Below are 22588 nucleotides of genomic sequence, written 5' to 3' on the forward strand. Positions count from 1 at the left end.
ACGAATACTATGCAAATCAGAATTACATGCAAGACAATTTGCAGATTGATACCCAATCAGGCTCTGGGGATCTTGCTTGTCCATCATCAAATTCGAATGTCTTCACTGACTTACTCAGAAGCAAAAAAATAGTGCCGCTCTTGATTGTGGAAAGGAAGATGGGAGCCACCCCGCGTTCTCGGGTTCACTTCTTCGAAATGCTCACTAACGCTGCTGCGCAGGGCTCAAAAAGCGAATTCGGCTACTTACAGGGAAGGGTAGTGCAGCTGCTGTCACAGTGCGCTGCTGCACTTTCACGCCATGGAGCGGCGACCGGTCGCGGCAAACCCGAGCCCGATGAGCACCAGCCCGACGCCAGCCCCAAACATGAGTCCGAGCCTATCTCCAAAGAGCATGGCGCTGACGCTGATCCCGATGATGGGCTGAAGATACTGGACGCTCGCAGCGATACGTGCGGGCACGATCTTGAGAAGGTAGAGCCACAGGATCAAACCGGCCACCGTCACCATCACGCCGAGATATGTAATTGCTGCCAGTGCTTCGAAGGTGATCTGAACCGGGTGATCCACAAGCTCCCATCCCGCCAAAGGCAAAACGGTGACGAGCCCCACCAACATGTTCCACGCGGCCACCGGCATCAGGCCGTACCTGTCGGAGAGCTCTTTGCTCCAGATGTAGTATTTGGCGATACCGACTGCGGAAACGAGCATCCAGAGAATACCCGAGGGTGTTGTCTTCGACATGTCGCCAGCCCCTGCGTCACTCCCAATGGCTACGAGCGCAATCCCGAGGAAGGCCGCAATGAGACCACCCCACTGAAGAGGCGTAACGGGTTGCTTCAGCCGGATTGCCGCCAAGATCACCATGAAGATCGGAATGGTTGCTGAAAGGATGGTCGCCACCGAGGCGGAGGATTCCTGCACTCCGAAGGACTGGGCGACATTTCCCAGCGTGATCCCCATCACGCCAAGACCGATGATGCCGGGAATGGCCTTCTGAGAAACCCGCAGTTCCCTTCGTGCGAGAAACATGAAGAGCGGCACAGCCACCATAAAGCGCAGGGCCGTGAATGTCATTGGCGGGATGGTCCCGAGACCGAACTTGGTGATGGGAATTGAAAGCCCCCACATCCCCGCCAGCAGCAGCATTGCTCCAGCACTCTTGGCTGAAAGGGATGATGAGGGCGGTGCAGAAAGGGTCGGGCTCTGTGTCATCTCACTTGCGAATAATGCGTGCGCTTTGCTCATAGCTAGACCGCTGAAAGACCAGCGTACAAACTATTCCTTTTCACGTTATACGTGACTAGAATTCACGCATGTCCGATCAGCTCCCGCCTCTTCAAACCCTCCGCGCCTTCGAAGCCACGGCGCGACGGCTGAGCATGACCCTGGCTGCAGAGGAGTTGCACCTCACCCATGGAGCCGTGAGCCGCCAGATCAAGGCACTTGAAGCCAATCTTGGAACCGAGCTGTTCCGGCGCTTGACGCGGAAGATCGAACTCACCGAGCCGGGTGCGGCCTTGTTCGGCACGGTCACACGGCTGTTGTCCGAACTGTCCCGGGAAGCAGAGAACATCCGCCGCAAGAACGACACGGGACGGCTTGTCATCAGCTCCGGCGTCTCGTTTGCAAGCAAGTGGCTGACGCATCGGCTGCACCGGCTCATGGCTCAACATCCCGAGTTCGACGTGCACCTTGAAGTGACTGATGCACCCCTCGACTTCTCGGATGGTCATGTCGACGTGGCTTTGCGCTATGGTAACGGCCTCTACCCATCGGGATCTGCGGAGCGCTTCATGAATGAAACGGTCTCTCCCGTGTGTTCACCCGACTACCGCAACAGCATGGGCGGACTTCTGGCTCCCGCCGATTTGTCCCGGTGCCGCCTCATCCACGAGATCGGCATGACCACGACATGGGAGCGATGGTTCGCGATGATGAAGCTTCCCTATCCCACGTCGCGGGGCCCCGGCTTCACGCATGGCAGCATGTCGATCGATGCGGCCATCCGTGGCGAAGGCGTTGCGCTCGGGCGCAGCGTGCTTGTGGCTAAAGACTTGAGGGAAGGCCGGCTCGTTTCTCTCTTTCCCTCCTCAAGACTGGATGTCGAATGGGGATACGATCTCGTCTACAGGACCGGCAATCAAGATCACCCGAAGGTGCAAGCATTTAGGTGGATTCGCCAGTTGAGATGCTTGAGGGACGGCTGGTGCTGCCAGAGAGGATCGAACTCTAGCCTGACATCCAACATTTCCTTTTTCTTCAGCAACTTACTTCTTAGGAAATTTGTCGTGCTGTAGCAACCTGATGGCACACAATCAAGTTAGAATATGACCACGAAAGAAGCAGGATCGCAGAGCAAAGTCCTCTGACATCAGCAGTCTTGAGTGACTTGAGTGCCTCTAATGTTACATCGAAATCGAAACCGGCAAGCCTGACAATCGACTGCCGAATGTGAATTTCAGTGTGGCCTGCAAGACTGCTAGTTCAGCCAGTGCTTTCGGGGGGCGCTATTCCTAACTCGATGCCGGCAATGGAGGGCGGTGTGCGGACCCAAGGCGACTATTACCTTCCGCTCCGGGTCTCGCAGATTCTCACTTCTAAATTCAATCGCTAAGCAAATCAGGGCATTGAGGAAGATAGGCTTCCTTTCAATTGTGGCTTGTACGAGCAGCTCAGAAAAAGGCGGCCACCTATACCTGTACCCAGACGGGGTAAGTGTCTCCGTCTTTTCCGAGGTCCCAGAAGACAACACTGCGAGTGTAACCATCCACCAGTACGGTGCCACGATTGGGCACAAGGATGGCCACGCCAGGTTCTTGCGGTATGTACCCTTTGTTCCGCGAGCCAGAATTTCGCGCCACATGCCGAGGGTCCGTGTCGATAGGGGCGCGTGGTTCCTGCACGATGAAATCAGTGTAGGGTATATTCTGGCCACCACCCAAATTAGGGATAACAAGACAACTGCCCAGTTGCGGCTTTGTCCATTCGCAATATTTGAATGCTATACCATCTGGTACGGGGGGAATCTCCCGTCTCATGCGCTCGTCTACAAAGGATTTCAATGCGGACTTTTCCACCGCTGTGAGCTTCTCAAACTCGAACCCGCCGCGAGCCAAATCTAGCAGTCGAGCGGCTTCCCCACCTTTTCGCGAATACCATTTTGAATTGCGCTCGGAATGAAGTTCCCCCCAGGCCCAGCGCATCTTGAGTTCATCGCTTAGGATTACATCACCGACCTTGCGAGTCATGATACGTCTCGATGTATCTGGGCGTGTTGTGCGGTCAAAGGAACATCAAGCTCCGGCGGGGCCAAAGTGTGTATCAGGATTCAGAACCGGCAGATAGCCACCAGCTGCTCTGGCTTGTTCATACGCCACGATTGCTTCTTCTCGTGTAATATGCCCTGCGTCTATAGAACAGCGAAGCAAGCCAATTATCCCGGTGAGCCTGTTTTCGCCGAGGAGATTCTTTGTAATCTTTCTTGCCCTACGATCATCGCAACAAACAGTTCGTCCTGTGATATTGCAAGACAATATTGTTTCGGATTCTCCTGCGCCCAATCGATGTTGGCTCATGAATGCTTGAAGCTCGTCAAGTGTGACCAATTCCGCTTCAGGCTCTAGCAATCCGAGTTCAATTAGCTGATCGCAACCGACTTCTGGAGGGACAGCTTTTCTTGTCTCTCGGCGGACTTCGGGAGTGATCTTTGGCGTAGAATTGTGCCCACTAAACACCTCTGCATATCTCATGCAGTTGATGGCGTTAATTATGGAGCTGGCGTCTACCGTTATGTCAAGCAAGTGCGCCCCGCATCTCATATGTAGAAAGTCCGAAAGCGTCCGCAAGATAACCTATGGATAGATCTCCGCCTTCAACAGCGGCTCTCATAGATTTCCGAAGAGATGACGAAATCACGGGCAAATCGATGGGTTGTCGAGGCGGCAAAACGACCTTTTGCGAGAAGGCCTCGGCCGATCCATGATCCTCTTTTATTTGTCGATCAAGAGCTATAGCGCTCCCTCTTGGAAGTATGTCGAGCTGTTCAAAGCGAAATGCAGCAACAAGAAAGCTAGTCGCAAAAAAGTGACTCACATAGAGCACCTCGGTGCTTCCAATTGTATCATTCTGCGAGCCAAGCTGAGAGCGCAAGGTTCGCAAGAATATACTGAGAGTCGTTGCAGGAATCAAAAGCGCTGAAGCAAAACTGTCACACGCAGATTCTTCTTTTGAGTTTCCAAAGCTCCCCACAGTATCAGCGTCTAAGATGGGACGCTCAGCTTCTACGTGGCCAAATATCAGGTGGCCTAACTCATGAGCGACTGAGAACAATGACCTTGGAAGGTATTGCGAAGCCACAAAGATGATTGGCGAATTGCCAAGCTTTAATGCCGCTCCGTGGATGGCCAGATTCTTCAATCTCACAACATGTACGAGCTTGGCCTCATCTAATCTGGAAACTAAGTCGGGAAGCGGGTCTCCTTGATAGTCTTTTTGTGGTACTATTTTTTCTCGAACGGATTGGCTCACTATCTCCAAATCAAGAAGTGTCCTAGGTTCTGAGAAAACTGGTAAGGACCTGGTGTTAGGCAGAAGCCCTTCATGTCGTCGAAAGAGCTCAACTATGCTGAGAATACGTGCTTCAGCTGCGGCCGTCGGTAGGAACCTTGCGCCTCGATAGCGAATTTCGGCCTGAAGAGACATTTTTCCTGCATCGAGTAAGGCCGGAAGTGAAAGCTTCAGTACCGATGCAATAGCCTTCGCTTCAGAAATCTTCGGTTCCGCTCCTTCGCCCAGGGCCTTGAGCCGTTCGACACCAATTCCGGTTCTCTTAGCAAGCCAGTCATAGTCCCTGACCAACTTTGATAAGCTGGCCGCCAAGCTAGCCATGAGTGTCTTCTTTGACTTTCTTCATCCAGTTAAGGATTGAGGACAACTTTTCGTCCTCTACTTTCGAGAACCTTCCGATAATGTCGATCGGGCGATTGCCCTGCTTGTTTTTCAACTCCGCCAAAACTCTCAGGGTTTCTTCGCGAGACCTTTCGATTTCTCTTGGCTTATCGAAGTGGATAGATTGGCCCCCAACAATAAAGTTCAGGGCTCGGCGTTCGAACCCATTTTCGCGATGCCCGTCCAACGGATGTTTTACACCATTCGCATCTACTGGGATGTTTCCGATAACCCGCCCATCATCGTCTAGGCGCAGCCGATTGCTGGGGTACCTTTCAAAAGCTTCAAGAGCGGTGATTTTTTCAGCAACTTTTATGCCGCCGATTATGTATTGAGGTAGTGAAACGGTCTTGCCGCTAATGACGAAAATCCAGTCACCCTTTTGAACCATGCGTCTAACGTTGGGCATGCAGGCACCGAGGGAAGCAATTGGCTTAAAGGTAGGATCACCTAGAAAGCGTCCAGCCCCAGGATCAGCACCTCGTCCTGTGATATATATTACTGAACTCATCTCTCCCTCTTGAAAATTCTCTTAAGGTCTCTGACCTGTAGTTGATGTTCAAAGGCCAACTTATCTTGAGTTTGACTTCGGATTCAGTAAAAAGAGGGTTATGAACGAAAGAGGAACGCATGGCAAGTACGAACTGTCATATCGTTGATCGGGGGCGAAGGCGGGATGGACGGCAACGTTTCTGGTGTCTCGAACACATGGCAGACGCCACCGCGAAGAGGGGTGGAAAGGCACCACATTGCAGGCGGAGCCATATCGAGATGCCAGCGGAAGAGGAAATCCTCGATGTCGATCCCAGAAAGTATCCTGGGGGAATTGGCCTTTGGGGAGCAGTCCCTCCTGTATACTCTACTGCGGCGCACAACTTTAGCGACCTAGGTATTCATGTGCATGCGCGGGCGACAGCAGACAGCCCAAAGGAGATTGACTCAACTTTTCGGGCTGTTCGGATTGAACTCGCGCCCAACCTCTTCGAAAAAAAGAAGCTTCTACTAGGGCAAGAAGAAGCAGTGTACTATATGGCGAGTCAGGTTTTTGGCTACGAAATGTCAGAGGTTCTCTGTTCTCACTGCGGCCACAACCATCTCGACCGCGACTTTTTTGCCGTCAACCCTCACAAAAGACACCTTTGCTCTGGTTGTGGGCGACACTTTAGCGCGGCAGCGGTTGGTGTGGGGAATCCGCTAGTGAGTGTTCGGCAGTATGCTGGGTTTGACAAACCACCGATCACCCATCGCCCCCATCGCTCAATCAATATTGAGCAAAGTCAGTACGTGCTTGGTATTGAGCTGTGGGGGTCGAATCCAGCAATTCTTTGGACAGCGCAGAAGTCGGAGGAAGAAGGCATTCATGTTCACTGCTACTCAGACAATCCTGAGCGGCCCTGCATCGATGAAACTTTTGATGACTTGACAATCGATGGACATAAAATCGATGAACATCAGCTGCGCTTACTAATGGCACAGCTGTCGCTTCCTCACTTGTCAGATCGGGTGGTAGCTCTGAGCTGTCCCGAATGTACCAAACCGCATTTTGATTTAGGAAAGCTCGCTCACACGCCGCACTCAGACCATACCTGTGAGCATTGCGGGCAAGTATTCGCCACAAAGGGACCAAAGCGCAATGTTGTGAGCAACCCTACGGTCGCAACACTTGAACTATTGGAGAAGTCAGCACCTCGGCCAAGAAAGATTTTTGAGAACCAACTGCCCAAGGAGACATAGAAGTTTTCTCAACGCAGACGGTCTTACCGGCAAAATGCGTTGTTCCGGACAGGATTTTTGGAACCCATATGAAAGAGGTGGCAATCCTAACGGGCAATGGTCTGGTCCCCCTCCCCCTATGCTTGACCTAGCCGCGAATAGGTCAAAACACAGACGTCATAGGTTTCCAACGGGCTAGAAGCGTCGTTTGCTCGAATTGACCTTACGATCGCACGGAGGACGATGGCCAAGCATTGCTTCAATTCATGAGTCCATACATCACTCATTTGGGTATGCCTCTCTGAAAATGCAAATTCTAGAGTTTCTGAATACAATTTCTGGGCCCAAATCAAATCAATACTCTGGGGGCTATGCAAACCGAACTCGGCAGTGCTGGCCCAAAAGAGGGAACTGCAGGTGGCAAGGGTTGAGGGAGGGATTGCCCCTCCCTCTATTTCACAATCTGGAGATGTTGATTAAGGCCGCTGACCAGGCGCTGAGTACATAGGTCTGATGCCTCGCTAAGTGCCCTTCTGGATGGAAGGCAAAGTCTGACAGCATCATGGTGGGGCCATAGCAGCTGTTCATCAGAATCACGTGGGTTCGGGTGACTCCTATCACGACCGTCCAATGAGACTCCTTGTGGCCGTCATAGCCAAAGAACAGTGCGTTACCACGTTCCAGGCGTTGAGCGAGTTGCTGCAGCGCCGTCGCCGGGTTCAGCACCTTTCTCTTGGACCATGGCCAGGTCACTCGGAGGATGATCCCATGGCGCTTCTTGAGATAGACAGCTGCTGCCCTGAAGCAGAGCTGGATCTCCGGGCTGTCCGTTCCCTCGGTCAAGACATCGGCTAGCCGCCACCTGGCGTCGATCTGCTCCACCATGATCCGGAACACCTCATTCCAGGAGATTTTGGTGGTGATGCCTTCCGTGTGACAGGCAAAGCGCATGGCGTTGACGCTGGCATAGAGACCGCAAAGGCTGTCCAGCCTGCCCTGCTTGAACGGTGCGGGGTGCGATCGTCTTGTTCTGGCCCTGGGTGCCATCTTAGTACTCCGAAGACAGCATGATGGTGAGGACCCGGCAGGTGACCTTGGGATCCGCCGGGTTTGGGGACAGGAACTCCATCCGGCGGTCGTAGTAGTCGATCTTCCAGAGGACTCTTTGACCATCGACCTCGAGGCCCGCGCAATCGTGTTCGCCCCAGGGGTCATTGTCTTCCGAGAAGCTGTCGAAGGCGGCCACCTGCTCCACCGCTTTGCGGGCAAACTCCAACCCGCGCTCGAGGATGCCATCCGTGATCAACACCTGACCTCCCTGCCCTGTCTTTCGAAGACAGTCGTTCAGACGCTGGATTGAGGCCGTATCCCGGGTTTCAAGTTCATCGCCTGGCGTGGCTAATGGGAGTGGGGGAAAATCATTGGTTCCATTTGGACATGCGTCATCGTTCTTCGCGCACATGGCAAAGTTCCTTTCAGTCAGATTTTGAGTTGGATGAGGAATAAGAGACCCGTCAGGGGGTCTTGGATTGGCGCATCTATTAGAGTGCGCGAATCAGCCGGCGCTGTGCGTCGGAGCTGCCTTCAATGTAGCTCTGCGTGGTCTTAATCGACCTATGGCCTACTAGCTCCTGGACGTCCCGAAGGGAGCCACCAGCCTTATGCACAAGCCTCGCAGCAAGCGTCACAAAGGTCCGGCGGCCGGAGTGGGAAGAACACCCCTCCAGCCCCAATGCCCGGAATTGTAGCTTGAACCAGTTAACCACCACTTTGGCTGACATGGGTTTCCTGCGTTCTGATAGCACCACAGGACCGTCAACTGAAGAAGTCTTGAGCAATACTTCCAGTGCTTTTTTGAGGTCTGGATGGAGGGGAACGCGTCTGCCACTTCCCTTCTTTGCGGCCCGTGCTGGCAGTTCCAAAACCTCTGCTACTTTTCCTTGACTGTCCAGAACCATGGACCAGGTCAGTCTGGAGATCTCACAAGCACGCAGCCCCGCCTTCACGCTGAGCAGAACCATGACTTTGTTTCGTTGGGGGTAACGCCCTTGAGACGCCTTGTGCAGCAATGCGCGCACGTCTGCTGGCGCCAAAACCTTTGCAGGTTGGCCAATCATATTGATATCCTTTTTTGAGGTTGAAGCGCAGGATTGCCACAAGTTGGTCATCTCAGAGGTGACCTGGGGACAGCCCTTATGCCTCTACAAAATATCACAAAATCATTATTTTGTCAATATTTTCAATTAGATAGATAAATAAGGGCTTTTGAAGACCTTTAATCTCCAGATCCAACCGGTGCATTACCGCTTCCAGACAAAAGCGTAGCAAACGCTCTAAGCTGCTAAGAATGACGTCGAATTATCTGACAATCACAGAGGCGTTACGCCAGCATGGTGATCCGCCCAAAGCGAACCGCATGCGCTATTGCGGCCTGTTCTTCTACGTCATGATTTCCGACAGAGGCGATCATTTTCAAATCAAAATTTGAGCTGGAACGGCAGCAGAGTGGGGCCTCTGTCTGCATAGATCCCGCTCATTGCCACTGGACATGAACGCAAGGCAACTGAGCACAACTATCTCAGTTAGATCACACTAAATCCCTGAAGCTAGCTCCTGGCATTTCAGGTCGTTTAGTCTGAAGGCAAAGGACAGCAAGTGTCATTGCTCAAGAGGCGCCCAACCTGTGAAGAGATGGTTCACACTGCAGAAGTCGCTGAGCTTACAAAAGGCTGAAAGACTGTTATCGACCTTTTGAACACGAAGACTTCTCGCCGGCTCGATGCTCGTAGGCTACGGGAGGGCGCGGCAACACGGAGAGGAATCTGGGAGGGACCTCTGATTTGTTCCAGTAGGAAGGAGACAGTAACGATCGCTTATGATTCTCTCATAATCAGATGCGAAGCTCTCGGGAAACCTGGCAACCGCAATCTTTTGAGGAAACATCAAACGCCAACGCTAGCTCTTCTGGCCCGATCCTGCTGGGAATCTCAAGCTGCATTGCAGCTCAATCTGTTGCATTTCATAGGCTGTTCACTGTGCGGCGGCGCTGACTGGTTTATTCCCCAAATACATTCCTATTGGAACTAGGCAGCCTTTATTTCATTGAGCAGATCTGGGTGACGTTCAAGCAACTTTAGTAATTTTACCAATGAGAGTGGTGGCTTTGTCTTGCCATTTTCATAGCGTGAGAAAGCGTTCACTCCACCCCCAAACAGCTCAGCTGCTTGTCGCTGATCCAAATCCAACTTTTTGCGCACCTTTGCAATATAACTTGGATCTACATAGGCAGAATTGATCTGGCGCTGGAATGAAGCCACCGCTTCACTGTACCTGTCACCGTATTCCCTGTTCAGGATGACCTCACCACAGGATGGGCAAAACTGGCCAGTAATTTCAGGGATTGTCGTGGATTCACCCTTGTAACTATATGACAGATCCCGCGTATCATTGAGGAGTTCAGCGCCTCCGCAGCATGGACATTTCATGGTCACAACTCCTTAAAAGAGACGATCAAAACGTCTTCTATCACAGTCAGCTTTATATAGGCTTGATCCCCTGATTTGGTTTGCGCATGATAGACATCCTGCCATATGGTATGGTCACACCGCGTCGTCATGCTCTTATAAAAGTTGCCCTGCGTGAGACCCAATATCACCGCGCACATTCCTTCCAGGGACTCAATTCCAAGCTCCAAGGCACCGCCAAAAGCAGTTGCCGTGGCCCGCACCTTTCCAGCAGCAATCAGTTCACAAACCTTGGCCAGACTGTAATGGGGCTTGAACTTTTCCATTTCACATCAACATAACCTATTTGGTTAGTTTGTCAAGTAGGTTAATTTGGCAGCATTCACAGGTTGTGGTGCATGCGTGGGTAGAGAAACGTCAATGCTGTTAGTGCTTTTTTGAGCAGTGTCCCAGGTGTGACAAACTCAATTTGGTCTCACATCTTCATCAGTTTTTCCGAAAGGGTTCGTCTTCCCAAACGCGCAACAGCAACAGTTATGCAGCTCAGAAAGTTGGTTTTGAGCAAGAGGTGGCGCATCTTCTCCCGTCTGTCCTTACCTTCCGTCTTCAGCGCAGCTCTTTTTTCAATCTCCACTTCATAAATCTCCACAAACCAGTTGTCCCTTCCCAGGTAAAACATGACTTCCAATTCTGCCAGCTGTTGAACAGAAAGCGCTTTTTCAAGTTGGTCTATCACTGACTTCAGGATATCCCGACTTTTCATCATCTCTTCAGCGTTGCCAAAGCTAGTATAGATTGTGAATTCCCCCTCCTCCTGCTCTCTGGGTGGATGGAGGTGTCTCCACAACTCTGCTAACTTGATGAGATCATCATCAGAAAGGTACGCGAGGGGCGTGTCCATTTGCAGGACAACGCGCATTTCTCTGTTCTCCTGCACTTTATCCAATGCGTTGGAAAACGCTTTGTTGCTCAAGTGGAAGCGTTTCTGAATGACGTCCTTGGCATCGGTAAACGCCTCGCTTCTCCATAACTCCCTTCGCGGTAGAATCATTGCTATTTCAAGCAAATCAGCACGTGAACACCTTGAGGTCACCGTGCCGGCGCGCCGCTCGTAAACAAAGTCTCGCGTGCGATACTGCAATCCATCCAATATGTCCTTCAAGGCATGCAGGCTCTTCAGCACCACCTGGAAGTTGACCAGGGCCACCCCCTCCATACTTCGCCTGTGGTCACGCGTCTCATGATAGCGCAATTGCTGGCCATCTGCGTCAACTCTGGAAAGGCTCTCCACGAACGGGATGAGCGCAGCCAGCGCATTTCTGATCTGTTCATCTCCAATGTTGCTCCCTTGCAGGTGGGCCAGATACGCCTTGATGTTGTGATTCCTCTTCAGGGTTCCACGCGATATAATCCCAGCGCTGACCAACTTTTCTGTGACGTATTTTAGCGCCAGTTCAATCCCATGACGAGCAGTGTAAAGAATGGGAAGGACCAGGGTATCACGCTGACCATAGAGCTTTTTGGCAATGACGGTTTCAGCAAGCGCAACAGCAGATTCCAAATAGCCATCAATGTAGTTCTCTTGTTCTCCTTGACTGCCTACACAGGCATTCCATTCTGAATCATGGTTAAGGGCAAAGAATGGGTCACTTTCCAGTGGATTTGAGCTGCTCATCACCAGCACTATATATGCCCACACTCTGCAAGCGAAAGCGCAATTTTGACCCAAGCGAGGTCCCAAAGCCATGTGGCATTAGTGGAATTCCGACACATGTTGGGCAATCTAGGAAACATTTCGTATTGCGATCACACCAAATGACTTCATTTGGACAACCATTGCCCTTTTTCATCAGAATGTCTCGCAAGCATCGGCCAACCAGTTCAAGGATCACACTCTCTGAGACACAGCGCTCTCGCATTTTTACCTTGCAACAGAGAAGTTGATCAGTCCTACTACCCCTGCCTAGTATCAGCCATGAAGGTTGAACAGACCATCAGCTTCAGAACTTCCCAGGACGGGACGCGTACCCAGCCTGTGCTCCAACAAAAGACATGGAAAGAATTGGGAGCGGCCGTTTCCCTGCCTGAATGGATGGATGGCATTCAGTTCCTCCAAAATTCTGCAGCGCCTTGTGCAAGTACTCGGCTGTTGGTGCCTGGAGCAATGTGGACCGTGTCGCAATCCTTTCCTCCATTTTGCATTCAATGTCTTCAGCGGAACAGAAGTGGTTGCCCCCACGGGATCGCGGATCCGGGGATAGTGTCAGCGGCGGGACCATTCACTCGTTTTTAGCGATCGGCGGACGGCCCTTTACTGGTCACAGCGTCCACGAGAGACAGAGTTTCAGTAGCGCCTCCGTTCCCGTGCCAACGATCGTCGTTCGGCTGGTGACGGGTTGTACACAAACGGGAATATGTCGCTCAAACAAGCAAGTTGAGAGATTTGCCGCCTTTGATCTGCCAAGATGCGCATACCTTGACATCTGAAGATGTATGTTCAACAGCACATATGGCGAACAACATTTTACAGCTGGCGATGCGAGGGGTTCTCACCTTTTTTGCAGTCACGCTTCTCCACCAGGTCAATTCGGCCTGGTCGAGGGAAATCAAAACTTTTGATAGTTATTCCTGGCACGGCGGGGTTTACACAGACGAAGTCACGGATGAGTTCACGCACTGCGCCGCATCTGCGGAATTCAGGAATGGCTTTGGATTGATTGTTGCCGTCACAAAACAATACAATTGGGTATTGGGGTTTACAAAATCCAGAGGGTTGCCGCCAAATGTAAGCTCCATGAACTACCGGTTCGATGGAGGAAAATGGCACCAGATTCCAAGCAAGATGTCCCCTGACGGTACAACTATATACGTCGATATGCCGGAAGACGATTCAGTAGGTGAATTTCGACGCGCGCACACCATGGAGATTTTCTTTCGCGGTGAAAAGTACGGGTTTGATCTGGGTGGATCATCCGGAATGCTCGCAGATCTGGTGAGCTGCGTAGATGTCAATAGAACGCCTGTACCAGTTTCTCCGTCTCAACAGCCGAGTGCAGGAAATGACAGCCAAGCGGCAAGTGAAAAGGAAACCGCATCAACGGCAGCCAGCCCTCCTCGAGACAATAAAGATGCTTCGTCCTCAGGCACCGGTATCATTGTCACAGCATCTGGCGATGTCCTTACCAACTTCCATGTGGTCCAAGGCTGCAAAACGCTGCAACTAGGCCAAGCTGGCCAACTGCCAATGTCTGCCAACGTTATGGCAACTGATGTGCAAAACGACCTTGCGGTGGTGAGGCCGACTGTCACCTGGCGACCAAATGCAATTGCTCAATTCCGACCAACCCGACCGCGTCTAGGTGAGTCTGTGGCGGTATTTGGGTTTCCGCTCACAGGTACCCTATCCTCTTCAGGAAACTTCGTGGTGGGAACAGTAAGTTCGCTCGCAGGAATCGGGGACGATGCCAGGCTCCTACAGATATCCGCGCCCATTCAACCCGGAAACAGTGGCGGTCCACTCCTAGACAGCTCTGGCAACGTTATTGGTGTGGTGAACGCAAAATTGAACGAGATTGCATTTGCTTCAGCTACTGGAGCCCTTCCTCAAAATGTCAATTTTGCGATCAAGGGGAACGTCGCGCAAAACTTCATGGATGCTCATTCTGTGGGTTACGGGTCAAATTCTGATGCTCAGACACTGGATGCTTCTGCTGTCGCTGAAAAGGCGCAACTATTCACCGTTCAGATCTTATGCAATCAGGCCAAATGAACATTTGCACATTTGGGAGAATTGCGATTCCGACACATGTCATCAAATATCCGTCTGTTCCGCATTCCTACTCGCGCCATGGCGCTTTAAATGCCCAATACCCACATCGCGAACCACGTTGATAACTGGCTCCCAATGCAAACTCGCTGAGGTATCCATCACCATTCTTCACCGTGCGTAAAAACCAGAAATCCTAAATCCCATCCTGAGCGAGGGCTGAAAGATGAGCGCCAAGGTAGCGAAAAATTCTCGGACCTGAAGTGTCTGCGGTGACGTGATCTGATGACGGCCTTCCAGCTCACCTCTGCCGTGCGGGCGCAGTGAACATGAACGCCTGTTTCTGGGAAAGCTATCTCAATCGATGGGCGCGCGTCAGCTTCGCGGGTCTTCGCCCTCATCACTGCAGGTTTCCGATCGATGGCGCCAATGGCATGTCCCGCCGCTGCGGTGCGGTTCGCCACGGCAATTCCTCTAATAGCTGGAGCCATGCCAGGGGCTGTGGAGTGACGCCACGAAGTTTTTATCGCGCATCGCCGTCGCGACTCCGAAGACGCGGCTGGGCAAGCCGCCGTAACTGGAGTGTCTGGCCGCTTCCTCAATTGTCGTTGACGATACCTATCAGCGCGAGATCACGGCGCGCAGCGAGCAGAACGTGCGCTTGATCGCCGAGGGGTTTTCCTCGTGAAAGTTCTCAACCCCGATCGTAATCCAGATGGGTAAGAAAAGCGCCAGCATCAATGGTCAGCATCGGGCGGCCGCCGCCCTGTCACTCGGCTACGAGCGTGTGCCGTGTGCGATCGTCGATGCCCAGGCCGAGGAGGCGGCATCGGTATTCGCGGCGGTCAACGGATAAGTCAGGCCCATGACGCAGCTGGGGTTGTTAAAGGCGGCACGCGCCGCTGGCGTCTCTTGGGCCGTGTCAGAGGACAAGGCCTGCACCGCTGCTGGCATCAGGGCACTCCTTTATCCTATCCCGATCTCCAAGCAGAAGCCTCTGATGACTATGAACATCTACACACTGAATATTGTCCAGGAGCGGCATGGCGAAAAGGCCCTGCGGGCCGGACTTTATTCTCTCGCAAAGGCGCAGGGATCCGGGATCCCGGGGTTCATCAACTCCCGTGCCATCAAGAACTGCTGATCTCTGTACTGATCCCTAAAGGAAGGCGGAGACACAAAAGTCGACCGTCTTGAGAGGGCTGTCCGCTGTTTCCCTACCATTGGCCTGACGGCATGGAGTACCCTGAGGGCATCGAGCGTCCAATGAAATCGGAGGCCGCCTGAAATGTCAGCACGCTTTGACCGCAGAATTCCTGATTCGGCCTGTGATGATGAAGCGCGTAGTGTACTGACCGATCTCGGTGATGAACGCCTGAAAGCGGTGGTCTGCAAGCGTGATCTCGACGACGGTTCCAGTCGCATAGTCGACCGGAACCATCATGAACCCGGTGCCGCTGGGGGCTACGTCTGGATCCGCGATCGCCAGGCGCCCAACCGCACGGAAGGTTGTCCTGGCGGGGATGGTCAGGTTGATCATGCCAGCCAATTCGAATACGTCGCTCGTCATTTTTCTCGCATCCAATTGGCTGAAGCTTGCAACAATCTGCAACGGACGGCAACCGGTGGCGATCTGCCTGCCAAGTCTGAGACGCTCTCTCTAACGCCGCTCTGGAACCGGATCGGCCGCTCAAGAGTCAGTGAGATTGGCCGATCGGAATGCTGACCAGCAGCTTCTCGGTGAAGGATTTGAGGGCCCGCATGCGTTTCTCAGCTTCGACCCTACGCTGGGAGGGTAGGAACTGCATTTCTTCGGCAAACTGCTCGGTAACGGTCTGGATCACGCGCATCGTCGCCCGGTCGGCGTCCTCGGTCTCCGGGGCGAGGTTGAGCATCATCGCCAGCAAGATCGTTTCGTAGAGTTCACACTTGACCTGAAGGTCTGCAAGAAGAGCGGCCATTTCTTCTGTCGTCATCCTCGCCTCCGGGGGGTAGCAGGTGCGCCGGCTCGGCGGCACGGCTTCAAAGTTACAGCGCTCCAAGCTGCGCAGCAACGTGACAAAATCAAAGTCATTGCTGCATTGCACGCGCCACGTTGTCGCTCCTTTTTGATGGGGAGCCTGTCATGTTGTCTGACTGGCGTTTGCGTCATCGCTTCACGATTGGACAGAAAGTCAGCCCACGGTTTCCGTCCACTATCCGGTAATTGCCTCAAGGCGAAAAATCATCGTGCCGGGCGAAAGCGATCGCCGCTTGTGGATCGTGCTGGAAGGCATTCCGCACGGGTTCCCTGCAACTGATTTCACGGAAGTTGCGCGAATGCTCAAGGTCGTCGATGTCGAGGAGTTGGCCTGATGTCAGTCGCCACGCGATCTTTTGGTACCTGCCGTTTACAGGCCACTGATGGCTCCAATCGACTTGAATTCAATGCGGCCGGTGCCTCCGCCTCGCACCATGCTGATCCGCATGGAGAGGTCGTCGACTTCGAGGACAGGACAATCGCCGTGCTCGAATACCAGCGTCTCAGTGACGTGATCCGCCTGGATGAAGCCGTGTCCAACTACGAGGCCGTCCACCTTCCGAATGTCGAGCGTCACCGAAACAACCACGCTCTGCCCGGTTCGCAAGTAGAGGCGGCCAATGCCTGATTTCTCGAGCAACTGCGCCATTTTCCACCCTTTGGTCTTTTTTTCTTATGGAAATAACACACGCTTTACGCGCGTCAAGGCCATCCGCATCGCAAGGTTTCAGAGATAGTGGGGCCAAATCCCGGACTGCGACCGCGGCAGTCGATCCCTGGGAGGCGCTGATAGCAAGCGGCGCCGCACCTGCCGCCCTTTTGGGCATTTCCTCCCCAACTTCAAACCGCCGGCGGACGTCGTACTGCGCCGCCGGGTCTGTTGGGCTTTTCTCAATCGAAGATCTGCGAGACGGGCTCAGTCAACGATCCGGAGCAAGCGCCCAGACTCGACCAAGTCGCCACCCTCGAGGCCAAAACCGGGCAGCTGGGGGTGACGCCCGGATGGCGGAGTGGGCGGGGCATGAACTCGTGCCGCTCGGCACCTTCACATCACCTGATCCGCGCGTCCATCCCGCCCCGACCATCCAGCAGGCAGGCGACGTCACCGGATCGAAATTGGGGGCGCTCGTCGAAGGCATGAACAGTGCCGCCGCCGAACCCCGAACGCTGAAGCGTGATGACAATGAAGCCATCGCCGCTTTCAAGGCTTCGCCGCTCAACTCAAAGGCGTGCCACACGTATTGTGACGGTCAAATTCGATCAACCATCTGACCGCAAATCAGTCATCGGCCCACAAACGGCACTCGATGCGCTCTTAACAGAGCGGTTCGACTCAGCGATGATCCCAAACAAAACACCAAATCCAGTTTTGGTGATTTTGTTACCCCAGAAATGATGTAATGCCGCTGATCGAGTTGCCGCTCACTGGCGGCATGATCGGAAACCCTCTTCATACTCCCTTCTGAAAGACTGCCTCACCTAACTCAACAAAAGCTGACGCTGTCATGGTGGATATCGGCCTTTTCTCCTGCTGGTGGAACAAGACGCTTATCCCCCTTAGCTTCTTCAACAGAGTTTCTCCGACTCCAAATATTGATTGCGTCTCTTGCCAATGAGCCCAGCCCTAGGCTCAGCTCCTCACCTTCCTCGATCCTCTTCAAAGTCGCTGCTTCTTTCGAGCACACCTAGCAGGCCAGATTCAAATTCATTTGCCACGCATCAAACGCTCGCGGTCAATAGTTTTCACCAACTCATCCCGCTTCCACACGATCACTTGATCCAGCTCCAAACAACATCTTTCCATTCCTTCACCAACCGCGCTCTCACCTGCCAAAAGAGGTGATCGGTGATCGCAGCTTTATTCACTCGTGTCATGTTTTTACACTTCACTTTGTTCTTCAAGGAAACACTGCACCTTCGAACTCACCGAGTGATCAGAATTTGATTGAGCTGAAACGCGCTCCTCACCAATTCTAGGTCCCGGCACGCTCATTCAAATAGTGGACGCTCGCAATCCATCAGTTACTTGTCATGTTTTTTCATGTCATTTGCATGCAATTGGTTCCACTCAGAAGCGAACCGAAATTCCCCCGGGTAAAGCTCTTAGGCATGGGCCCCGCTCATGTGGCGGACTCGATGTCCGTGTAACTCAAGCATGAGAAATATCATGACTACGACTATCACTCAGCATTCGCAGAATTCAGATGCGGATGTTTTTTTGGATGAAAACCAACTTGGAGCGAGGTGGCACGTGACGCCACGCATGCTGCAACAGGCACGTTGGAAAGGAGTAGGCTGCGTCTACGTGAAAATTGGAAGGATGGTGCGCTACCGTCTTTCTGATGTGAAAGCGTACGAACTCTCCCGCACTGTGACACGGGAGGCATAGATGGGAAACACCAATATTGATCTGGCCAGATACTACCCCACACCCAAACTTTTTGCCTCAAGGCAACAGCGCGCGTTTCGCGAACTTCATAATTGCAACAGCAGTCACCCCTGCGGGCGTTTGCCTTGCAAGTGTTGTGGTAAAGCAATGCAGCGCTGGCTTGTCAGGCGGTGCAAAAAGACCTTCGCCAGCTCTTCTGATCTGCAGTGCGTATCCATCATCATCGCCGTCACCACAGCGTCGGACAAAACTCTTTCGACAATCGATCTGAAGCGGATCACTCGAACTTACCGCAACGTTATCCAGCGGGCAGGTCTGAGTACGCGACTATGGATTGGTGGCGTTGATGTTTCGCGCAACACCTACCAGTGGGATCCAGGTAAACATCATTGGCAATTCCAGGCGATGCTCATCACAACTCCCCTCAGCAAAACTCAATGGATGGCGTTGAGGGCTTGCCTGGTAAAGACGGATGAGGTTCTGCGGCCACTGCGGGCGAAGAACGTCTATGAGCTGGTTGGCATCACGAAGTACGCCATGAAGCCTGACTTCAATGCGCGATACTCCTATGTCAACAAGGAAGGAAGGCGCAATACGTTCCCTACTTCTTTGAAAGGTGCAGATTTGAGAACGTTGACTGAACAGATGAGTGACTCACTTCACCAAGACAGACTGATCACCATTGGGTTGCGCCGTCACGGCAACGTTCTGGTAAAGACTCAATAAGCCTGTTTGCTATTCACACTCTCCAGCCACCAACATGACTGCCGTTGAGCTGGAACAGCTAGAAATAGGCCAAATCTTAAAACACAATCTCAGCGCCAGGAGCTTACAGCTCAATATGCTCTACACTGCAGTGAGGAACATATTGTTGCAGCTCCCACATAGGTGTTGAGTCTGAGAAAAGGTGATCTCGTGATCAAATCTGATCACCGATCACCTTGCCCACCTTCAACTCAAACCCCAATCAATTGGAATATGTCTATGAGAAAATCTCTTAAAGTGAGGTTTGTCGCATTCAACGAGCGCGACACCTCAATCACAGTAGCTATCGATATTTGGGACAATGATTCTTCCGGCGTGTGCCGAGTGGTTCTGATTCGTAGCGAACTCGATAAGCCCCAACGCGTTGCAGGCATGCTGCGTTGCTATGGCGTCAGCGTTCCGGAGGAACGCCATGCAGCAAGCGAATTTGTCGATCGGCACATTCTTCAACGCTTGCCGCATATGGAGATGAGGCTGTTGGCTACCAAGGCGGGATGGCATTCGTCTGGCGCCTTTGTTTCTGCTCGCCGTACGTATGGCGGCACAAAGCCCTCGCCCATCCACAAGGCGCGTCTTGCAGACATGGCGCGGAGGTACAGCCCGGGCAGTCTGGCCAAATGGAAAAACGGAGCAGCGGCACTTACGCAGTTCTCGCACTCGGCTGTTTTCGCCATTTCGCACGTCTTGAGTGGACCGTTGCTCGCAAAAGCATTCCGGTTCTGGGGAGTGACAGCGGTAAATCCTCATTCCACCACGGCCACGGGTAAGACGTCGCTTTTGGCATTGGCAGCCACTTGCTACAATTTGCCTGGCGATTGGCCGGAACTCATGACGTTTCAAGCTTCGCCATGTGAGCTGGCTATTGCCCTTGATCGTTCTAACGAACGAGTCTTCATCATCGATGAGTTTGGTTCGCGAGAGGCCTTGAGCAAATTTCGTGCTCGCGTTCACCTCGGGTGCCGCCGCAACATTGGCTTTTACGACGGGGTCGAAGATTGGTTGCTGCCCGTTCTCGTTTCGGCTGGCGAACCGCTTTCGCGCGGAGCGAATGGCGACTGCGGTCCTTTCTCTGGGTGTATCGATTTTCCCATTTTGCAAACTCATGAAGGAGGAATCTTCTACCACAATGGGGATCAAATGCGCGCGTGTCCGTCGGATCTTTTGCAGAAGGCACTTCGCATTTGTCGCGATCACTCCGGAGCTGTGGGCGATGCCTGGTTGCGCAACCTGACCAACCCTAAGCTGCAGGCGAAGCTGTTTGCCAAAGCGGTTGCTTTCAAGCAGCAGTTCATTGACGAACATTGTGTCGGATCGAATTCTTCGCGGTTTCGCATCCTCGAACGATTGCAATGGTGTACGCAACCAGCAGCGTCGCGGCGCATCTGAAAATTGTGCCGTGGACAATCAAGGAGGCACAGACGTCGGTGACCTGGTGCTATCATCGCCACGCATCGTACACCCTGTCTGGCAGTGTCGACATATAGCGATCTGCGCTCGAAATTGCCACTCTGGCAATAAATAGGCACCGACCTGCGCAGATTGCCAAATCGCCCGGGTAAAGACCTTTTAGGTGCGATGGCATTTCAATGCCGCTTGTCCTTCCGAAAGTTGGAGGAGGCGATCGGCTTTTGCATCGCACCGTCAATCACCGACATCACAAAACGACCTGATCTTGGCGCGCAGTGACTCACCACATTGGTGAACCTGTCTTCGCATCTTTCGTCACGGCCTTTCTGTGCCCACCCACAACGATCAGCACACTTACTTGGGCTGGTCACTCTATCAACTTAACATTTTGAAGGATTGCACATGAACTGCAAACTCAAACTATTGTTTGTTGCGGTCGATGAATTCGACAACAGCAGCAAGATCGTACTACGCATTTCCAACAGCGTCACGATGCGGAACAGTCGCCTCCTGATCGATCCTGCCGAGATTGGTAAACCCGGTGTGCTTGCTGACAAACTCCGAAATCACGGAGTGAAAATTCCCGATGGAAAGGAAGCGTCACGGAATTTTATTAGTGAAACGATCGTGAAGCCAATGCAGGACTGCAAGGAGTATGCTATAACCGATATGACGGGGTGGCATGCCGCGACGAACACCTTCGTGTTGAAGTGCCGCACTTACGGTTCTGCAACTATGCGGCCTGTCCACCGCGCCCGCGTTCTTAGCGCTACCAAACCTTTTGTCAAAGAAAATTCGTTGGAGCGGTGGAAGTTCGAGTTGGGAAGGCTCACGCGCTATTCGCATTCGGCGGTTTTCGCCGTGTCGCATGCGCTAAGCGGCCCTTTGCTCGCCAGGGTTCTGAAAATCACCGACGTTCCTGTGGTGAACCTTTGGTCAGACACCTCGTCTGGCAAGTCGTCGCTGCTGGCCATTGCCAACACGTGCTTTGAAAGTCCCTCGTCAGCTGCCGACATGCCGGATTTCAATCAGACCCCCCGCGCGCGTGAAGAGGAGTTAAACTCGCGCAACGGGCTGTTTATGCCTGTTGACGAAGAGAATCTTTCAGAGGATCTCGCAAGTTTTGTTTTTAACGTGGCGTCGGGAAAAGGTCGTACGCGCTCCCGTGCAGTGCGCGATTCTCTTCCGAACATGAAGTGGGTCTGTGCGATTCTCACTTCGGCTAATCGCCGCGCGATCGAGAAGGGAAAAGAGGCCAGTCCGAAAGGAGTGCGAATTGTCGATCTCAGAATCAAGAGGAGCGAAGATGGGGGAGTCTTCGAGCACGGTGCGAAGAGCTTGAGGGCAGAGGACCGCAACGAAATTCTGAACGACTGTCTGGAAGGCTGTCGCAAGAATAGCGGCAGCGTGGGCCACCATTGGCTGAAGTTGTTGACTGACTCGAGTCTTCAGGCCGATTGCTTTGAAATTGCCGCGCGCAGACGGGAAGAATTTTTCGGCCACTATTCCGTCGGGCTGTCTGGAGCTCAGCTTCGTATTCTCGAAAAATTCGCGAATGTGTATGCTGCCGCTACGCTTGCCGCAAAGTTTGAGTTGGTTCCTTGGACAGAGGAAAACGGTCACGATTCCATCATTTGGTGTTACGAGAGGTACATGAAGCAGAATTCCGGCTCTTATGTTGATCGCAAGACAGTTCATCACAATCTCCACCGCGTTGTTGCCGAGGAGGACCTTTTTCTGAGAATGAATTCGGACCCGACTTTGGCGTCAAAGCGGCGCGCAACAACTCTCGGGTTTATGTCAACCTTTAAACAACGCGACACAGTTTGCATCTGGGAGACAGACTTGATGAAGCTCGGTAAGCAGGTAGGTTGCAGAGGTGACGCATTGCGGTCGATACTGATCGACAGTGGGGTGTTGCTTAAGGATGCCGACGGCAAACATACGATACTCAAGGCGGATCCTGCAACGGGAGCACGCAGTCGTTTCGTGGCAATTGACTTGAAGAGACTGAAAGCATTCATAGGATAACTACGAAGCGCGCCAGGTTCGTAACTTGGCGCGCTTTTTTGTGTTTGAAGAGATAGTTCGTGATTTGATCGCCGCGGTTGTGCT

At 52.8% G+C, this 22588-nt stretch carries 24 protein-coding genes; 11 read left to right on the forward strand and 13 right to left on the reverse strand.

The features are described from left to right. Positions 1 to 293: 293 nt before the first annotated feature. Complete coding sequence (locus QM801_RS15610) at positions 294 to 1148, reverse strand: DMT family transporter (protein WP_415020133.1); 855 nt, start codon at positions 1146 to 1148, stop codon at positions 294 to 296. Between the two features lie 167 nt (positions 1149 to 1315). Between QM801_RS15610 and gcvA the strand changes: the two genes are divergently transcribed. Next, complete coding sequence (gcvA, locus tag QM801_RS15615; protein ID WP_415020134.1) at positions 1316 to 2299, forward strand: transcriptional regulator GcvA; 984 nt, start codon at positions 1316 to 1318, stop codon at positions 2297 to 2299. Positions 2300 to 2692: 393 nt separating this feature from the next. On the opposite strand, the gene QM801_RS15620 is transcribed toward gcvA, so the two are convergent. The 3 genes from QM801_RS15620 to QM801_RS15630 form a co-directional block, all read right to left on the reverse strand. Then, positions 2693 to 3250, reverse strand: coding sequence for a hypothetical protein (locus tag QM801_RS15620; protein WP_415020135.1), 558 nt, complete (start codon positions 3248 to 3250; stop codon positions 2693 to 2695). Positions 3251 to 3794: 544 nt separating this feature from the next. Further along, on the reverse strand, positions 3795 to 4889 hold the full coding sequence (locus QM801_RS15625; protein WP_415020136.1) for an ImmA/IrrE family metallo-endopeptidase: 1095 nt from the start codon (positions 4887 to 4889) through the stop codon (positions 3795 to 3797). Further along, the gene (locus QM801_RS15630) at positions 4882 to 5460 is read right to left on the reverse strand and encodes a hypothetical protein (protein ID WP_415020137.1); all 579 of its coding nucleotides are present in this window, start codon (positions 5458 to 5460) and stop codon (positions 4882 to 4884) included. The genes QM801_RS15625 and QM801_RS15630 overlap by 8 nt, the downstream gene beginning before the upstream one ends. A 260-nt stretch (positions 5461 to 5720) precedes the next feature. Here QM801_RS15630 and QM801_RS15635 point away from each other — a divergent pair, with 260 nt between their 5' ends. Continuing rightward, a complete protein-coding gene (locus QM801_RS15635) occupies positions 5721 to 6683 on the forward strand; it encodes a hypothetical protein (protein WP_415020138.1) in 963 nt (320 codons plus the stop codon). A gap of 435 nt (positions 6684 to 7118) precedes the next feature. Here the strand turns inward: QM801_RS15635 and QM801_RS15640 are convergent, their stop codons facing one another. The 7 genes from QM801_RS15640 to QM801_RS15670 form a co-directional block, all read right to left on the reverse strand. Next, entirely contained in the window at positions 7119 to 7709 is a 591-nt protein-coding gene (locus QM801_RS15640) for a hypothetical protein (RefSeq protein WP_415020139.1), read from the reverse strand. A gap of 1 nt (position 7710) precedes the next feature. Beyond that, the gene (locus tag QM801_RS15645) at positions 7711 to 7971 is read right to left on the reverse strand and encodes a DUF3768 domain-containing protein (protein WP_415020140.1); all 261 of its coding nucleotides are present in this window, start codon (positions 7969 to 7971) and stop codon (positions 7711 to 7713) included. 232 nt (positions 7972 to 8203) lie between these two features. Beyond that, the gene (locus tag QM801_RS15650) at positions 8204 to 8830 is read right to left on the reverse strand and encodes a tyrosine-type recombinase/integrase (RefSeq protein ID WP_415020141.1); all 627 of its coding nucleotides are present in this window, start codon (positions 8828 to 8830) and stop codon (positions 8204 to 8206) included. Between the two features lie 915 nt (positions 8831 to 9745). Then, on the reverse strand, positions 9746 to 10147 hold the full coding sequence (locus QM801_RS15655) for a type II toxin-antitoxin system MqsA family antitoxin (protein ID WP_415020142.1): 402 nt from the start codon (positions 10145 to 10147) through the stop codon (positions 9746 to 9748). A gap of 2 nt (positions 10148 to 10149) precedes the next feature. Next, positions 10150 to 10452, reverse strand: coding sequence for a type II toxin-antitoxin system MqsR family toxin (locus QM801_RS15660; protein ID WP_415020143.1), 303 nt, complete (start codon positions 10450 to 10452; stop codon positions 10150 to 10152). Positions 10453 to 10601: 149 nt separating this feature from the next. After that, entirely contained in the window at positions 10602 to 11810 is a 1209-nt protein-coding gene (locus QM801_RS15665; protein WP_415020144.1) for a hypothetical protein, read from the reverse strand. Between the two features lie 285 nt (positions 11811 to 12095). Next, on the reverse strand, positions 12096 to 12365 hold the full coding sequence (locus tag QM801_RS15670; protein WP_415020145.1) for a Fic family protein: 270 nt from the start codon (positions 12363 to 12365) through the stop codon (positions 12096 to 12098). A gap of 237 nt (positions 12366 to 12602) precedes the next feature. Between QM801_RS15670 and QM801_RS15675 the strand changes: the two genes are divergently transcribed. From QM801_RS15675 to QM801_RS15685, 3 genes are all read left to right on the forward strand, one after another. Next, positions 12603 to 13895 (forward strand): S1C family serine protease, encoded by a 1293-nt coding sequence (locus QM801_RS15675; RefSeq protein WP_415020146.1) that lies wholly within the window; start codon positions 12603 to 12605, stop codon positions 13893 to 13895. 706 nt (positions 13896 to 14601) lie between these two features. Continuing rightward, positions 14602 to 14748 (forward strand): ParB N-terminal domain-containing protein, encoded by a 147-nt coding sequence (locus QM801_RS15680; RefSeq protein WP_415020938.1) that lies wholly within the window; start codon positions 14602 to 14604, stop codon positions 14746 to 14748. A 9-nt stretch (positions 14749 to 14757) separates the two neighbouring features. After that, positions 14758 to 15036, forward strand: coding sequence for a hypothetical protein (locus QM801_RS15685; RefSeq protein ID WP_415020147.1), 279 nt, complete (start codon positions 14758 to 14760; stop codon positions 15034 to 15036). Positions 15037 to 15183: 147 nt separating this feature from the next. On the opposite strand, the gene QM801_RS15690 is transcribed toward QM801_RS15685, so the two are convergent. Further along, positions 15184 to 15462: a hypothetical protein gene (locus QM801_RS15690; RefSeq protein WP_415020148.1), complete on the reverse strand. Its 279-nt coding sequence runs from the start codon at positions 15460 to 15462 to the stop codon at positions 15184 to 15186. A 127-nt stretch (positions 15463 to 15589) separates the two neighbouring features. Continuing rightward, on the reverse strand, positions 15590 to 15868 hold the full coding sequence (locus tag QM801_RS15695) for a hypothetical protein (RefSeq protein WP_415020149.1): 279 nt from the start codon (positions 15866 to 15868) through the stop codon (positions 15590 to 15592). Positions 15869 to 16121: 253 nt separating this feature from the next. Here QM801_RS15695 and QM801_RS15700 point away from each other — a divergent pair, with 253 nt between their 5' ends. From QM801_RS15700 to QM801_RS15725, 6 genes are all read left to right on the forward strand, one after another. After that, positions 16122 to 16247 carry a hypothetical protein gene (locus QM801_RS15700; RefSeq protein ID WP_415020150.1) on the forward strand — a complete coding sequence of 42 codons (126 nt, stop codon included), beginning with the start codon at positions 16122 to 16124 and terminating at the stop codon, positions 16245 to 16247. After that, positions 16247 to 16540, forward strand: a complete 294-nt coding sequence (locus tag QM801_RS15705; protein WP_415020151.1) for a hypothetical protein — start codon at positions 16247 to 16249, stop codon at positions 16538 to 16540. Before QM801_RS15700 ends, QM801_RS15705 begins: the two co-directional genes overlap by 1 nt. A 374-nt stretch (positions 16541 to 16914) precedes the next feature. Further along, positions 16915 to 17184, forward strand: a complete 270-nt coding sequence (locus tag QM801_RS15710; RefSeq protein ID WP_415020152.1) for a hypothetical protein — start codon at positions 16915 to 16917, stop codon at positions 17182 to 17184. A gap of 1117 nt (positions 17185 to 18301) precedes the next feature. Continuing rightward, positions 18302 to 19027: a hypothetical protein gene (locus tag QM801_RS15715; RefSeq protein ID WP_415020153.1), complete on the forward strand. Its 726-nt coding sequence runs from the start codon at positions 18302 to 18304 to the stop codon at positions 19025 to 19027. A 258-nt stretch (positions 19028 to 19285) separates the two neighbouring features. Next, the gene (locus QM801_RS15720; protein WP_415020154.1) at positions 19286 to 20452 is read left to right on the forward strand and encodes a DUF927 domain-containing protein; all 1167 of its coding nucleotides are present in this window, start codon (positions 19286 to 19288) and stop codon (positions 20450 to 20452) included. A gap of 423 nt (positions 20453 to 20875) precedes the next feature. Then, entirely contained in the window at positions 20876 to 22504 is a 1629-nt protein-coding gene (locus QM801_RS15725) for a DUF927 domain-containing protein (protein ID WP_415020155.1), read from the forward strand. The last annotated feature ends 84 nt before the right edge of the window (positions 22505 to 22588 follow it).

The organism is Aestuariivirga sp., from assembly GCF_047600585.1.
Lineage (GTDB): Bacteria > Pseudomonadota > Alphaproteobacteria > Rhizobiales > Aestuariivirgaceae > Aestuariivirga.

Bases quoted from the DNA above. Each gene is read 5' to 3' on its own strand.
- QM801_RS15610 (WP_415020133.1), bottom strand. From the start codon at position 1,148: ATGCTGCTGCTGGCGGGGATGTGGGGGCTTTCAATTCCCATCACCAAG.
- gcvA (WP_415020134.1), top strand. From the start codon at position 1,316: ATGTCCGATCAGCTCCCGCCTCTTCAAACCCTCCGCGCCTTCGAAGCC.
- QM801_RS15620 (WP_415020135.1), bottom strand. From the start codon at position 3,250: ATGACTCGCAAGGTCGGTGATGTAATCCTAAGCGATGAACTCAAGATG.
- QM801_RS15625 (WP_415020136.1), bottom strand. From the start codon at position 4,889: ATGGCTAGCTTGGCGGCCAGCTTATCAAAGTTGGTCAGGGACTATGAC.
- QM801_RS15630 (WP_415020137.1), bottom strand. From the start codon at position 5,460: ATGAGTTCAGTAATATATATCACAGGACGAGGTGCTGATCCTGGGGCT.
- QM801_RS15635 (WP_415020138.1), top strand. From the start codon at position 5,721: ATGCCAGCGGAAGAGGAAATCCTCGATGTCGATCCCAGAAAGTATCCT.
- QM801_RS15640 (WP_415020139.1), bottom strand. From the start codon at position 7,709: ATGGCACCCAGGGCCAGAACAAGACGATCGCACCCCGCACCGTTCAAG.
- QM801_RS15650 (WP_415020141.1), bottom strand. From the start codon at position 8,830: ATGACCAACTTGTGGCAATCCTGCGCTTCAACCTCAAAAAAGGATATC.
- QM801_RS15655 (WP_415020142.1), bottom strand. From the start codon at position 10,147: ATGAAATGTCCATGCTGCGGAGGCGCTGAACTCCTCAATGATACGCGG.
- QM801_RS15660 (WP_415020143.1), bottom strand. From the start codon at position 10,452: ATGGAAAAGTTCAAGCCCCATTACAGTCTGGCCAAGGTTTGTGAACTG.
- QM801_RS15685 (WP_415020147.1), top strand. From the start codon at position 14,758: ATGACGCAGCTGGGGTTGTTAAAGGCGGCACGCGCCGCTGGCGTCTCT.
- QM801_RS15690 (WP_415020148.1), bottom strand. From the start codon at position 15,462: ATGACGAGCGACGTATTCGAATTGGCTGGCATGATCAACCTGACCATC.
- QM801_RS15695 (WP_415020149.1), bottom strand. From the start codon at position 15,868: ATGACGACAGAAGAAATGGCCGCTCTTCTTGCAGACCTTCAGGTCAAG.
- QM801_RS15705 (WP_415020151.1), top strand. From the start codon at position 16,247: ATGTCAGTCGCCACGCGATCTTTTGGTACCTGCCGTTTACAGGCCACT.
- QM801_RS15710 (WP_415020152.1), top strand. From the start codon at position 16,915: ATGGCGGAGTGGGCGGGGCATGAACTCGTGCCGCTCGGCACCTTCACA.
- QM801_RS15715 (WP_415020153.1), top strand. From the start codon at position 18,302: ATGGGAAACACCAATATTGATCTGGCCAGATACTACCCCACACCCAAA.
- QM801_RS15720 (WP_415020154.1), top strand. From the start codon at position 19,286: ATGAGAAAATCTCTTAAAGTGAGGTTTGTCGCATTCAACGAGCGCGAC.
- QM801_RS15725 (WP_415020155.1), top strand. From the start codon at position 20,876: ATGAACTGCAAACTCAAACTATTGTTTGTTGCGGTCGATGAATTCGAC.